9 protein-coding genes are annotated in these 12,807 nt (G+C 67.2%); 4 read left to right on the top strand and 5 right to left on the bottom strand.

Annotation, left to right across the window (positions count from 1 at the left end):
* Positions 1-58: 58 nt before the first annotated feature.
* Genes J9314_RS00630 through J9314_RS00620 form a run of 3 tightly spaced genes read right to left on the bottom strand, consistent with a single transcriptional unit; the run spans position 59 to position 4,348 of the window.
* Positions 59-2,578 carry a cytochrome b/b6 domain-containing protein gene (locus J9314_RS00630; protein WP_210603997.1) on the bottom strand — a complete coding sequence of 840 codons (2,520 nt, stop codon included), beginning with the start codon at positions 2,576-2,578 and terminating at the stop codon, positions 59-61.
* Position 2,579: 1 nt separating this feature from the next.
* Positions 2,580-3,560 carry an electron transfer flavoprotein subunit alpha/FixB family protein gene (locus tag J9314_RS00625; RefSeq protein ID WP_210603996.1) on the bottom strand — a complete coding sequence of 327 codons (981 nt, stop codon included), beginning with the start codon at positions 3,558-3,560 and terminating at the stop codon, positions 2,580-2,582.
* A gap of 11 nt (positions 3,561-3,571) precedes the next feature.
* Positions 3,572-4,348 carry an electron transfer flavoprotein subunit beta/FixA family protein gene (locus J9314_RS00620; protein ID WP_210603995.1) on the bottom strand — a complete coding sequence of 259 codons (777 nt, stop codon included), beginning with the start codon at positions 4,346-4,348 and terminating at the stop codon, positions 3,572-3,574.
* 447 nt (positions 4,349-4,795) lie between these two features.
* Here J9314_RS00620 and J9314_RS00615 point away from each other — a divergent pair, with 447 nt between their 5' ends.
* Complete coding sequence (locus tag J9314_RS00615) at positions 4,796-5,251, top strand: Lrp/AsnC family transcriptional regulator (RefSeq protein ID WP_210603994.1); 456 nt, start codon at positions 4,796-4,798, stop codon at positions 5,249-5,251.
* A gap of 46 nt (positions 5,252-5,297) precedes the next feature.
* On the opposite strand, the gene J9314_RS00610 is transcribed toward J9314_RS00615, so the two are convergent.
* On the bottom strand, positions 5,298-6,314 hold the full coding sequence (locus J9314_RS00610) for an ABC transporter substrate-binding protein (protein WP_210603993.1): 1,017 nt from the start codon (positions 6,312-6,314) through the stop codon (positions 5,298-5,300).
* Positions 6,315-6,452: 138 nt separating this feature from the next.
* On the bottom strand, positions 6,453-8,426 hold the full coding sequence (locus J9314_RS19295; protein WP_210603992.1) for an SIP domain-containing protein: 1,974 nt from the start codon (positions 8,424-8,426) through the stop codon (positions 6,453-6,455).
* A 376-nt stretch (positions 8,427-8,802) separates the two neighbouring features.
* Here J9314_RS19295 and pdhA point away from each other — a divergent pair, with 376 nt between their 5' ends.
* From pdhA to J9314_RS00590, 3 genes are read left to right on the top strand one after another with little or no spacing between them, the layout of a single operon-like run.
* Positions 8,803-9,924, top strand: coding sequence for a pyruvate dehydrogenase (acetyl-transferring) E1 component subunit alpha (pdhA, locus tag J9314_RS00600; protein WP_210603991.1), 1,122 nt, complete (start codon positions 8,803-8,805; stop codon positions 9,922-9,924).
* Positions 9,921-11,006: an alpha-ketoacid dehydrogenase subunit beta gene (locus J9314_RS00595; protein ID WP_425514170.1), complete on the top strand. Its 1,086-nt coding sequence runs from the start codon at positions 9,921-9,923 to the stop codon at positions 11,004-11,006. The genes pdhA and J9314_RS00595 overlap by 4 nt, the downstream gene beginning before the upstream one ends.
* An 11-nt stretch (positions 11,007-11,017) precedes the next feature.
* Positions 11,018-12,628 (top strand): dihydrolipoamide acetyltransferase family protein, encoded by a 1,611-nt coding sequence (locus J9314_RS00590; protein WP_210603990.1) that lies wholly within the window; start codon positions 11,018-11,020, stop codon positions 12,626-12,628.
* Positions 12,629-12,807: the final 179 nt, after the last annotated feature.

Here is a 12,807-nt window from a genome sequence, read left to right as displayed (position 1 = left end):
TCGGGGCCTTCATCACGTCACCGCGTGTACCGCGGCAATATCGATTACTCGACGATTGCTACCTGCTCGACACCCGTCCGAAGAGGTTCGCGATCGGCGCCAGCAGCAGCGGCCTGGCCGCGAACCAACCGGCCACGACCACGACCATCGCTACGAGGAACCAGATGAGTCCGGCCCAGCCGAGCGCATTCGTGCCGGCGAACATGTACCCGAGGTTCTGCCGCATCCCGGTCGAGAACACAAGGAACACGTGCACGAGGATGAACATCACGAAGAACAGCATCGTCGGGAAGTGGATCGCCCGAGCCAGCGGCGCCGGGTAGATCTTGTTCAGCGTCGTGGCGTTCTTCGGCCACCATTCGCTCATGCGCACACCCGTGATCGCGGCCAGAGGTGCGGCGATGAACACGACGATGAAGTACATCAGCTGCTGGAGCGCGTTGTAGTTGACCCAGGCGTTCTCCATCGGCCACTCCAGCGTCGCGTACTGCAGCATCGCCGACAGCGCGTTCGGGAACACCTCCCAGCTCGTGGGCACGATGCGCGCCCAATGCCCGGAGGCGAAGAGGAGCACGACGAAGACCACACCGTTGGCCAGCCACAGCAGGTCGAGACCCGTGTGCAGCCAGAGGTTGATGCTGACCTTCTTCCCGCCCTTCTTCGGGGTGTAGAACGCCGGCGGCTTCTGCTGGTGTCGCACCTGCAGACCCGACCGGATGATGAGCACCATGAAGAAGATGTTGAGGAAGTGCGTCCACCTCGCCCAGGCCGGGAAGCCCGCATCGACGAAGTCGGGCTGGTGGTACTCGCCCGGGTAGCGGTCGAGGAACTCCGGCACACCCGGCAGGGTTGTGACGCCGCGGGCAGCGAGGATGAGGATCCCGGCCGCGACGACGAGCCCGCCGATCGACAGACCGATGAGCTTGGCCCACTGACCCAGCGTCTTCGAACCGATCATGACCGGTTCCTTCTTGGCAGCAGGCTTCGCCGAGGTGGCGCTGCCCGATCCCGATGACGTGGACTTCGCGGCCGGTTTCGCGGCGGCCTTCGCAGCCGGCTTGTCCGCGGTCCGAGCCGCGGCCTTGTCGTCGGCCTTCGCTGCGGGCTTGGCCATGGGCTTCCGCTGAGCGGGCTTGTCCGTGGCCTTGGCAGCAGGCTTGCCCATGGGCTTGCGCTGGGCGGGCTTGTTCTCCGCTGCGTCCTCGGATGTCTTCTCCGACGCCGAGGCGGCTCCCGCTGCGGCAACACCTGCTCCGGCGGCGGCTCCCGCACCCGCGGCTGCCGCACCGGCTCCGACGCCGCCGATTCCGGTGCGTCGGCCCTGTGGCTTCTTGTCTGCGTCGGCTGCAGGCGTGGATTTCTGCTTCGCGGCCTCGCCCGACTTTGTGGCTGCGGCGGACGTGCCCGCGGCGGGTGTGCCGGCATCGGAACCTGCAGCTTCAGCAGACTTCGCGTCGGCCGAAGCGGCGGCCGCGCCCGCGGCAGGTTTGACCGCTCGTGCCGGCGCGAAGCCTTCCGGCGGCCAGGGGTCTCCCCCGGCGGTGCGTGGAAGTCCACGGCGCAGAGGCACATCGGACTTCTCGCCCGAAGCGCTCGACGCGGCGGCTGCGGCAACGCCGGCGGCGCCGGCTCCTGCTGCTGCGGCCGCTGGCGCAGCCGAGGACCCGGAACCCGATTCGGCCTGCTCGGATGCAGTGTCGACCTGTTCCGTGGACGTTTCCGCGGCGTCGGCTGCGGTGCTGTCTTCGCTGCCCTCGGCAGGCACATCCCCGGTTGCTGACGCCGTCGAGGCTGACGCCCCTGCGGCCTTGACACCTGCGGGCGCGAAGCCTTCCGGCGGCCAGGGCTCTCCACCCTCGACGCGCGGCAGGCCACGGCGCAGCGGCACCTCGGCAGCTCCAGCCGCTGCAGGTACATCGGCAACAGCAACTGCGGATTCGTGAGCACCGGACTCGGTGTCGGCCGTATCCTCGTCGTCCGAGCCGGACGCGACTGCGGCGGCACCGACGCCGGCTCCTACCCCGGCACCCGCGGCAGCGGCGGCCGGAGCAGCGGAACTCGACTCCTCAGCCGAATCGTCGGCAGTGGACTCTTCTGGCGTCGGCTCTTCGACGGAGCCGGTCATGTCCTCGGCAGGAGCGTTCGCATCCTCAGCAGATGCAGGTCCGGGTTCGCTGCTGGCTGCGGCAGCCGCACCGGTGGCCTTCACTCCGGCAGGAGCGAAGCCTTCCGGCGGCCACGGCTCTCCGCCTTCGACGCGCGGCAGACCGCGGCGCAACGGCACCTCAGCCTCCGCGGCACCTGACGAGGGAGCGTCATCCGAAATGTCGGCAGTGTCCTCGACCGAATCCTCGGCGTCAGCGGAGACGACGGTCTCCGTCGGTTCCTCAGCGTCGGTCACATCAGGCTCGGCCACCTCGGCGGGGGAACCTTCATCCAGTTCCTCCGTGTCCGACGCTTCCGCGACGAACGTCGCGCCCTCTTCCAAGGGCTCGCCGATGGTGCCCTCCGGCGGCCAGGGGTCACCACCTTCTACTCGGGGCAGGCCCGAACGCAGTGAACTGGAATAGGTGGCCATATCAGGACTTGTTCTCTTTCAGGGTCTCGATCGCCTGCGGGACGACCTTGAACAGGTCGCCGACGACGCCGAAGTCCGCGATGTCGAAGATCGGGGCTTCGCCGTCCTTGTTCACAGCAACGATGGTCTTCGAGGTCTGCATACCGGCCTTGTGCTGGATCGCGCCCGAGATGCCCAGCGCCACATAGAGCTGCGGGGACACGGACACACCGGTCTGGCCGACCTGGTGCGACTGCGCGATGTAGCCGGCGTCGACGGCCGCACGGGAGGCGCCGACAGCGGCACCGAGGACGTCGGCGAACTCGCCGACGAGTTCGAAGGACTCCTCCGAACCGACACCGCGACCACCGGAGACGACCTTCTGCGCACCGCGCAGCTCGGGCCGTGAGGAGGTCTCGACGATGGCTTCGAACGAATCGATCGCGGCGGCACGCTTACTGGAATCGGCGACCTCGAGGGTCTGCACATTGGCCGACTGGGCCTCGGCGCGGGTCTCGATCGCACCGAGACGCACCGTGATGACGGGGGCACCGAAGGTCGGGGCCGAGGACGCGGTGTAGCCGCCGCCGTAGACGGAGTGGTTGGCCACGATGCCCTCGGAGTCGCGCTTGACGCCGACGGCGTCGACGCACACGGCCGAACCGGTGCGCACGGCGAAGCGGCCGGCGATGTCGCGACCGTCGAGGGTGTTGGGCACGAGCACAGCATCGGGAGCGGTGAGTTCGGCGGCCGAGGCCACAGCATCGACGGCGGAGGTGCCGAGGTTGCCTTCGGCGAGCTCGGCGGTCAGGGAGGCGACGGCACCGAGTTCGGCGGCCTTCTCAGCTGCCGCATCGGCACCGCCGGAAGCGGCGAGGACGAGCGCGACGGGCGAACCGATCTCGGTCGCGCCGCCGAGCAGCTCAGCGGCAGGCTTCTCCAGCTGACCTTCGGCATCGGCGGTGAGGACGACGAGAATGGCATCCTGCGGGAATTCTGACATGACGATTCTCCTTAGGCCAGACGGTTCTTGGTGAGGTAATCGGCGAGGTCAGCGCCGCCATTGCCTTCGTCGGCGACCTTCTCGCCGGCTTCACGCGGCGGCTTCTCGGCGACGGTGACCATGATCGAGCGGGCGGTCGACTGATCCTCGGCGTCGATCTCGAGATCGGACAGGCCGATGACCTCGAAGGGCTTCTTCTTCGCGGCCATGATGCCCTTGAAGTTCGGGAAGCGCGCCTCGGGCAGAGCCTCGGTGATCGAGATGACGGCGGGCAGTTCGGCCGAGACCTGCTGCTGGCCGCCTTCGATGGCACGGGTGCCGGAGACCTTGCCGTCGGAGATCTCGACGGCGGTCAGGCCGGTCACGTGCGGGTAGTCGAGGTGCTCGGCGAGCATCGCCGGCATCATCCCGCCGTTGCCGTCGGTGGAGACGTTTCCGGTGATGACGAGGTCGAATTCGCCGCGGCGGATGGCGGCGGCGAGCACCTCGGCGGTCAGGCCCAAGTCGGCTCCGGCCAGGCCCTCATCGGCCACGTGCACGGCATTGTCGGCACCCATGGCCAGGCCCTTGCGGATCGTGGCGGTCGCGGTGTCGGGCGCCATCGAGACGACGGTCACCTCGGTGTCGCCATCGCTGTCTTTGCTCGACAGCGCGACCTCGAGGGCGCGTTCACCGATCTCGTCGAGGACGGCTTCGGAGGCGCCGCGATCGGCGAGCCCGGTTTCCAAGTTCAGCTTCCGGTCTCCGTAGGTATCCGGGACCTCTTTGACCAACACCGCGATCTTCAAGGATGACTCCTAATTCGTTGAAGCAGTTCCAGCTGCAATGAGACTTCCGTCTCATAATCTACAGGTGGCTGTTTCGTCTCCGTAAGCCGGGTCCGTCCGAATCCGGCCTTGTGTCCAGTCACCATGGTACGTGGGACGCACCACAGATATCTTCGTTACTGTACGAACGATCGACAGAATTTGTCCAATGTCACGAAAGGGCCCATCACCGAGGCGGGGGTCGCCTCCTCGTGAAGGCCGCGACCGAGCGCTCGCCGAGGTGGGAGTGCAGGGCAGGGATCATCGCACCCTCGCCGAGGCGGGCTCGAGGAATCGGGGCAGGGCCCTAGAATGGGGAACAGACCGACCGATTCTCCCGATGCGTCGCACCGCTTCCCCGCGCGCGGCCCGTCGTACGGGGACGTCCGGCCGGGCAGGCCGCAGAGATCAATGGTGAAGGAGCACCCCGTGGCATTCGACCTCGACGACATCGACCGCAGCATCATCGCTGCCCTCGTCGAGGATTCGCGGCTGAGCGTGCGTCAGCTGGCCGAACGCGTCCACATCTCCCGCTCGGCCGCGCACAAGCGCTTCACCACGCTCGTCGAGTCCGGGGCGATCCGGAAATTCACCGCCGAGGTGGATCGCAGTGCGCTCGGTATGACCGTGACCGCGGTCGTCGTCGTCAAGATCGGCGAGCGCCCCTGGCCTCAGGTCCGCGATGACCTGGCCGCGCTTCCCTTCGTTGAGAAGGTGCAGGCCGTCAGCGGTGACATCGATGCGCTCGTGACGGTCAACGCCCCGGACAACACCGCCCTGTCGCAGGTGATCCTGCGCCGCATCCACGAGGTCCCGGGCGTCGTGTCCTCCCGATCGCTGCTCATCCTCGATGAGGCGGAGGGGCACCGGCCGGGAGCCGGCTGAGCCAGCGGTCCGGTGATTCCGGGACCGGCTCAGCCGCCTCGGCGATTCAGTCCTTCTGGTACTCCTGGATGGCCTTCTCCGTGAGTTCGAGTCCGTACTTCGCATCGGCGTAGCCGGCGATGGTGGCCTTGCCGACCGGGTAGACGTGACCGGCCTTGACGGCGGGCAGCTCCTTGAACACGGCCGAGTCCATCAGTGCCTTGGTGAGTTCGTCGTAGTCTCCGCGCAGATCGGAGTTGACGAAGATGATGTCGGCATCGTTCAGGCTCTTGTCGAGGACCTCCATGGAGATCTGGGCCTCCGGCTCGACCTTTCCGGACTTGTTGCCGCCCTGCGCGACCTCACCGTACTTCTCGACCATCTTGTCCTCGTCGGCCGACCAGTCGAAGCCGAGCGGGCTGAGGATGGTGCCGAGCATGTTCTCACTGCCCCACAGGTAGGCGGAGTTGTCCTCGAAGGACGAGACGACGCCGATCGTCGTGCCCTTCGTGGCATCGGCGTACTCATCGGCCAGCCGCTGCTGCTCGGCTTCGAACTCACTGTCGAGTTGTTCGAGTTCGTCGGTCTGATTGACCGCGTCGGCCACTTCATTGACGCGCTGCTTCCACTGCGCACGGTCGCCGCCGCGCAGTGTGAACTGATAGACGGGGGCGATCTCCTGCAGCTGCTCGATCATCTCGGGTTCATAGGTGTTCGGCGACAGGATGAGGTCGGGGTCCGCTTCGGCGATCTTCTCGAGATCGGGCTCGTCCTGTGCCAGCTTGGGGATCTCGTCGAGCTGGTCCAGCCATTCCTCCGGCACGGCCGATTCCATGAACGCGCCCTGCCCGACGGGCGGGAGGTCGAGGTCCATGAGCGTCTCCGTCGCCGCATAGTGCAGTGTGACGATGCTCTGCGGGTCGGCAGGCACCTCGACCTCTGTGCCCGTCGAGTCGGTGACCGTGCGCGTTTCGTTCGAAGCCTCCCCCGAGGCTTCCGCGTCGCCGCCGCCTCCGCAGCCGGCGAGCAGCGCCAAGCCTGCGGCACCTGCGATCACGGCACCTGTGATGCGATTGATTCTCATATCCTTCTTTGACTTTCTGTCAGGCGAACCATCGGCTCGATCAGTGCCGATGGTTCGGTTCCACGGTGGAAATCTGCGGGCCGGTGCCGACTGGTGCTCGGCAGCAGCCGAGCTCGCGTTCGGATCGGACTCGCCGGCTCAGCGCCTGTCGGCGATGACGGCGCGGCGGAAGCGTCCGAAGCCCCAACCGATGTCGACGACGTCGACGGACGCGACTCCGAGGTCGACGAGGAGGTCGCGCACCTCGTGACTCGTCCATGAGGCGTGGCCGGTGGCGGCGAAGGTGGAGACGAGCTCTTCGGCTTGGTGGTCGTCGGCTTCGGCCCCGTCGGTGAAGGGTTCGACGATGACGAGGCTGTCGCTGTTCTCGATCACGCGCGCGAGGAGGCCGCGGGCCTCGACGCGCGAGCGGCCGGTCAGTCCAGCGAGGAGGAGGGTGGCGTCGACTCTCGGCCACGCCTGCTCGCCGGTCAGCGCTGCGGCCGCCGGCGTGTGGATGGCGCGTCCGGATTCGGGGGCCTTCCGGGTCAGGGCGGCGGCCACTTCGGCGTCGGCGTCACCGGCCAGGGCGACGCTCGACGCGGTGGTGATGGGTTCGAGGTCGAGGATGATGTCGAGGACGTACTGGAGATGGTCGAGTGTGCGGCTGCGGTGGGCGGCGTCGAGGTTCGAATCGGCGGCGCGCTGGTTATGCCAGGTCAGCGCCTGGGTTGCCGAGGCTCGCGAGGTCCTCGCTGCGAAGCCGCCTCGGAGGACGTCGATGAGGTCGACGATTGAGAAGAGGTCGAGCAGCGCCGGATCCTCGAGGTCGAGGCCGTCGGCCGAGCCTTCGCTCGTGAGCACCGCACCGGTCGGGGTGTTGCTGTAGTGATCGCCATCGCGTTCGAGCAGTCCGAGTGAGCACATCGCGGTGAGGACGACGCGGATGCCGTCGGTGTCGACACCGGCCTCGGCCGCGATCGCCTCGGCGGTGGTGATGCCTCCGGCGATGAGGTCGTTGATGCCGAAGGTCACGGCTGCGCGGGTGATGATCGGGGGCAGGATCTCGGTCATCTCATGGACCTGGCCGAGGACGTCGAGCGAGGATTCGGGGCTCGCCGAGGCGGCTGAATCGTCCGTGGAGGAGGCCCCGCCCGTGGAGGAGGTCCCGCCCGTGGAGCCGGGAGAATCGGCGGTGGCGGTGGCAGTGCCGACGGTGGCGACGTTGGGGGCGTCTACGGTGCGAGACGCACCCGCGGTGTGGGCGTCTGCCTCGGCGGGGGTGTGGCTGTCAGTGACGGTGCGGTGATCAGCGGCAGAACGCTGGTCGACGACAGGGCGCGCGGCCGGCGTCTTCCGCCAGTACCCGACGACCTCGACGTCTTCCTTCGGCAGGCCGAGGTCGCGACGGAGGTAGCGGCGGATGGGGGCGATGGTCAGGGCCTCGCCGGCGCACCACGCGAAGGTGCGCCCTTCGGGCAGGGTCACATTCCGCACGGTGTCGTACATGAGGGTGGATTCGCCGGGCGGGGTCGTGCCGCGGATGAGCCAGTCGATTTCGACGTCCGCCTCGGTGGGGATGTCCTGAATGTCCTCGGCGGTGGGGACTTCGATGATGATGTGGGCGCGGGTGCCGGCAGGAGCCTCCTCGAGCCAGCGGCCGACGGCGGGAAGGGCGGTCTCGTCGGCGATGAGCAGGTGGAAGTCGACGTCCGGGTTGATTCCGGCACAGGTCTTCGGTCCGGCGAAACTGAGGCGGTCGCCGACGGAGACGGAGAAGGCCCAGTCCGAGGCGAGGCCGGAATCGTGGCGGACGACGTCGAAGGAGAAGGACCCGGCTTCGGGGTCGACACTGCGGACTGTGTAGTCGCGGGTGAGGGCGAGTGCTTCGCGGTTCCAGTTGAAGCGGAACTCTCCCTGCTCGCCGATGTCGACAGTGCTGCCATCGGGCGGTGGGATGACGAGTTTCACGTGATCGTCGAAACCCTCGGAGCGGAATGCCGGCCGCGGCACACCGTCGACCTCACTCGCCTCCAATTGAGCGCCCGCCACAGTCAGGCGTCGCATATTGGGAGTGATGTCGACGATGCCGGTGACCTCCACCTCACGCAGAATGATCGGCAGCACCTGCATGGGCCTGGAAGTTCGCGGCACGTATTCAGCTCCGAGGGTTCCTTGACGTATGAAACAGTGAGAATCAGGGGTTCGCGACTTCAAGCAGGTGTGTCAACTGCCTTAAGGCCACACGAATGTTCCCTAAATCTCATAGGTCAGCCTAACCTGTGATCGTGAGGGGCACAACTATCAGGACGAAATTTCTCCGACAGCTCCAGTTCCCGCGCAAAGACTGTCGTCGGTCGCAGATTTCGAGCTCCGAGCGCAGAGCCAAACGTCCACACGACCAGCCACAGCCGACCCTTTCGTCCCGAGTTCCCGCGACGAATGGCCGCCCGTCCTCACCTGCCGCGAAGCCGTGGAATCGTGACCGCGCTCACGCCACCATGGGGCCATGACCATTGACGTTCCCACCACAGGCCGCTCTCTGCCCCAGCTGCAGCCGATCAGCTTCATCGGCGCCGATGGGCAGCCCACCGACACCCCGACCGAGGGACTGCGGATCCCCAGCGACACCACGCTCATCGGTCTCTATCGGCAGATGGTCCTCGTCCGCCGATTCGAAGCGCAGGTCACCCATCTGACCCGGCAGGGCCGACTCGCGACGTATCCGTCCGCGGCAGGGCAGGAAGCCGCGGAGGTGGGAGCCACCACGGCACTGGCACCGAACGATTGGCTCTTCCCCACCTACCGTGACTCGGCGGCGCTGCTGACCCGCGGTGTGCCCGTGGCCGAGATCCTCGCCGCCTTCCGCGGCGACTGGCACTGCGGGTTCGATCCGCACGAATACCACACCTCACCTGCGGCGACACCCCTGGCGACGCAGACCCTGCACGCCACGGGCTTCGCGATGGCCGCGAAGCTCAAGGGCACGGACGCGGCGACTCTGACTTTCCTCGGCGATGGTGCCAGCAGTGAGGGTGACACCCATGAGGCGTTCAACTTCGCCTCGGTGTGGCAGACGCCGACGGTCTTCGTCCTCCAGAACAATCAGTACGCGATCTCGACCCCGCTGCGCGAACAGACGAACGCGACGATGCTGGCAGACCGCGCCGCCGGCTACGGAATGCCCGGCCTGCGTGTCGACGGCAACGATGTAGCGGCCGTCTTCGCCGCCGTCTCCGCCGCCCTCGAGCGAGGCCGGAGCGGCGACGGCCCGACCCTCATCGAATGCCTGACCTACCGGATGGAATCGCACACGAACTCCGACGACCCGACGAAGTACCGCGAGTCCGAGGAGGTCGAACACTGGAAGCAGTTCGACCCCATCGACCGTCTCGAGAAGTATCTGCGACAGACCGGTGGCCTCGACGATGCCGGTGTCGCCGAGGTCGCCGAGGCGGCCGAGACCCTCGCCGCATCCGTGCGCGATGCCATGAACACCGAGGCCGAGATCGACCCGCGCGAACTCTTCGCCCACGTCTACTCCCGCCCGCGGACCGCGCTTGCTGAACAGCAGCAGGTCCTCGAGGCCGAACTCGCCGGAGCAGAACTCGCAGCGGCAGGGCAGGCATGAGCGTCGAGACCGGAGTTCCCGCACCCACCGACCCAACCGCAGTGGACGGTGAAACGGGCGCAGCCACCTCGGCGAACAATGACGCGGCCGTTCCCGAGGCCAAGCCCGCCTCGGTGACGATGACGAAGGCGCTCAACCAGGCACTGCGCGACTGTCTGACCGAGGACGACAGCGTCCTCGTCTTCGGCGAGGATGTCGGCCGCCTCGGCGGGGTCTTCCGCGTCACCGAAGGACTGCGCGCCGAATTCGGGGCGAACCGGGTCTGGGATTCGCCGTTGGCAGAGTCGGGGATCATCGGCACCGCGATCGGGATGGCGATGAACGGGATGCGCCCGGTCGTCGAGATGCAGTTCGACGCCTACGCCTACCCCGCGTTCGAGCAGATCGTCTCGCACGTGGCGAAGATGCGGAACCGCACGAAGGGCCGCATCAGCCTGCCGATCACGATCCGGATCCCCTATGCCGGTGACATCGGCGGGGTCGAGCACCACTCGGATTCATCCGAGGCCTATTGGACGTCGACGCCGGGGCTGACGGTCGTCACCCCGTCGAATCCGGCCGATGCGTATTCGCTGCTGCGCGAGTCGGTCGCCTCCGATGATCCGGTCGTGTTCATGGAGCCGAAGTCACGGTACTGGATGAAGGAGACAGTCAGCCTTCCCGTGACCACAGCGCCGATGGATCGCGCGCAGGTCATCCGCGAAGGTACCGACGCCACCCTGCTCGCCTACGGTCCGACCGTGCGCACGGCCCTGGAATCCGCCGAGGCCGGAGCCGAGCACGGACTGTCCATCGAGGTCATCGACCTGCGCACGCTCTCACCGTTCGACGATGAGACGGTGTCTCAGTCGGTGCGCAAGACCTCGCGGGCGGCGATCATCCACGAGGCCGCCCAGTTCGGCGGCTACGGCGCCGAGGTGGCCGCGCGAGTCACCGAACGCAACTTCACCTCCCTGTCGGCCCCGATCCTGCGGGTCACCGGGTTCGATGTGCCCTATCCGTCGCCGAAGCTCGAGGAGTTCTACTTGCCCACCGTCGAACGCGTGCTCGATGCGCTCGAGTCCTGGGATTGGGAGCTGTGATGAGTGCGGATATGAGTACCGGATTGAATCCCGGGGCCCGCGGGACGGGCACGCGCGAGTTCATCCTTCCCGATCTCGGCGAGGGGCTCACCGAGGCGGAGCTGATCTCCTGGAAGGTCGCCGTGGGCGATGAGGTCCACGTCGATCAGATGGTCGTCGAGGTCGAATCCGCGAAGTCCGTCGTCGAGCTTCCGTGCCCATATGCGGGGCACATCGTCGGCTTGCATGCCGCCGCCGGGGATACTGTCTCAGCAGGTCAGGCCCTGCTCTCCGTCGCCGAGGCGGGGGCCGGGATGGGTGCTGACGACGAAGGTGACGGTGGGGCGCCTGCGAGCGCGAGCCGGTCCGCCGGACCGACTCCGTCCGCCGAAACCTCCGAATCCAGCGGCGCAAACCTCATCGGCTACGGCACCTCGGAGCCGAAGACCCGGTCAACGAAGAAGCGCTCGTTCGACTCGACGAAACGATCCGCAGATGCGCCGTCGACCGGAGCCGGCGCGGACGCTGCACCTTCGACCACGACCGTAACGCCAGACACTCCGCCATCGGCGACCACTCCCCCGGCCACCGACGAACCTGCACCGGCAGCCACCGAGGCCGGATCCGGCACGACTGAGTCCGGCGCACCTACGGCAGGACCGACCGTCTCTCCTGTGTCCTCACCGCTCGTACGCAAGCTCGCGAAGGATCACGGAATCAGCGCCAAGCATCTCGCCGGGACCGGTTCCGGTGGGGTCGTGACCAGGGTCGATGTGCTCGCAGCCATCGAGACCGGCGCGACACCCGACCTCGGTGCTGCGAGCGCAAGCGTCCCCGCGGGAGCACCGTCCGCCTACGTCCCCGCGGGGACGTCACCGGCCGCCGAACCTCGCATGGGCACGGACCGTGGAGCCACCTCGGCGGGCGTGCCTACCTCTGCCGGGCAGGGCGAGCGCGACACCCGCACCCCGATCACCGGCCTGCGCAAGGTCGTGTCCGAACGGCTGACCCGGTCCCGGCAGGAGATTCCCGAGGCGACGATCTGGCTCGACGTCGACGCCACCGAGCTGCTGGCGACGAAGAAGGCGCTCGAGACGCGCACCGGCGAGAAGTACTCGCTGCTCTCCCTCGTCGCTCGTTTCGTCGTCGCCGGGCTGAAGAAGTACCCGATCATCAACTCCTCGATCGACACGGCCGCAGGCGAGATCGTCACCCACGGCGACATCAACCTCGGCCTGGCTGCGCAGACTCCGCGCGGACTCATGGTTCCTGTCGTGCACGGTGCCGGCGAGATGAGCCTGCGGCAGCTGCGCGATTCGGTGTCCGAGACCGTCGGGAAGGCCGCCTCGGGCAGGTTCGATCCGTCTGAACTGTCGGGTGGGACGTTCACGTTGAATAACTACGGCGTGTTCGGCGTCGACGGTTCGGCGCCGATCATCAACCTCCCCGAGGTGGCCATGCTCGGTCTCGGCCGGATCAAGGACCGCCCGTGGGTCGTCGACGGCGAGCTCACGGTGCGCAAGGTGATGTACCTGTCCTTCGTCTTCGACCACCGGGCGTGCGACGGTCAGGAGCCGAGCGAGTTCCTCACCTTCGTCGCCGACTGCATCGAGAACCCGATCTCACTGCTCCCCGAGCTCTGAGAACCGCCGGAGCGACGTCGTTCAAGCGGTAGCGCGTCTGTCGATAGGCCCACCATTCGACAGACGCGCGCCGCCTTGAACGACGTTGCATGAACCGTACGCCATCGTGACGATTCCACGATCCGGACCGCACTCCGTCCCGGGTGATCGACGCCACTAGCCTTGCCGAGTCTGTGGAC

Origin of the sequence: Brevibacterium oceani (genome assembly GCF_017948325.1) — a bacterium.
Lineage (GTDB): Bacteria > Actinomycetota > Actinomycetes > Actinomycetales > Brevibacteriaceae > Brevibacterium > Brevibacterium oceani.
This window is presented reverse-complemented; position numbering and strand designations above follow the sequence as displayed.

Excerpts from the sequence above, each read along its gene's own strand:
- J9314_RS00630 (WP_210603997.1), bottom strand. The coding sequence starts at position 2,578 with ATGGCCACCTATTCCAGTTCACTGCGTTCGGGCCTGCCCCGAGTAGAA.
- J9314_RS00625 (WP_210603996.1), bottom strand. The coding sequence starts at position 3,560 with ATGTCAGAATTCCCGCAGGATGCCATTCTCGTCGTCCTCACCGCCGAT.
- J9314_RS00610 (WP_210603993.1), bottom strand. The coding sequence starts at position 6,314 with ATGAGAATCAATCGCATCACAGGTGCCGTGATCGCAGGTGCCGCAGGC.
- J9314_RS19295 (WP_210603992.1), bottom strand. The coding sequence starts at position 8,426 with ATGCAGGTGCTGCCGATCATTCTGCGTGAGGTGGAGGTCACCGGCATC.
- pdhA (WP_210603991.1), top strand. The coding sequence starts at position 8,803 with ATGACCATTGACGTTCCCACCACAGGCCGCTCTCTGCCCCAGCTGCAG.
- J9314_RS00595 (WP_425514170.1), top strand. The coding sequence starts at position 9,921 with ATGAGCGTCGAGACCGGAGTTCCCGCACCCACCGACCCAACCGCAGTG.
- J9314_RS00590 (WP_210603990.1), top strand. The coding sequence starts at position 11,018 with ATGAGTACCGGATTGAATCCCGGGGCCCGCGGGACGGGCACGCGCGAG.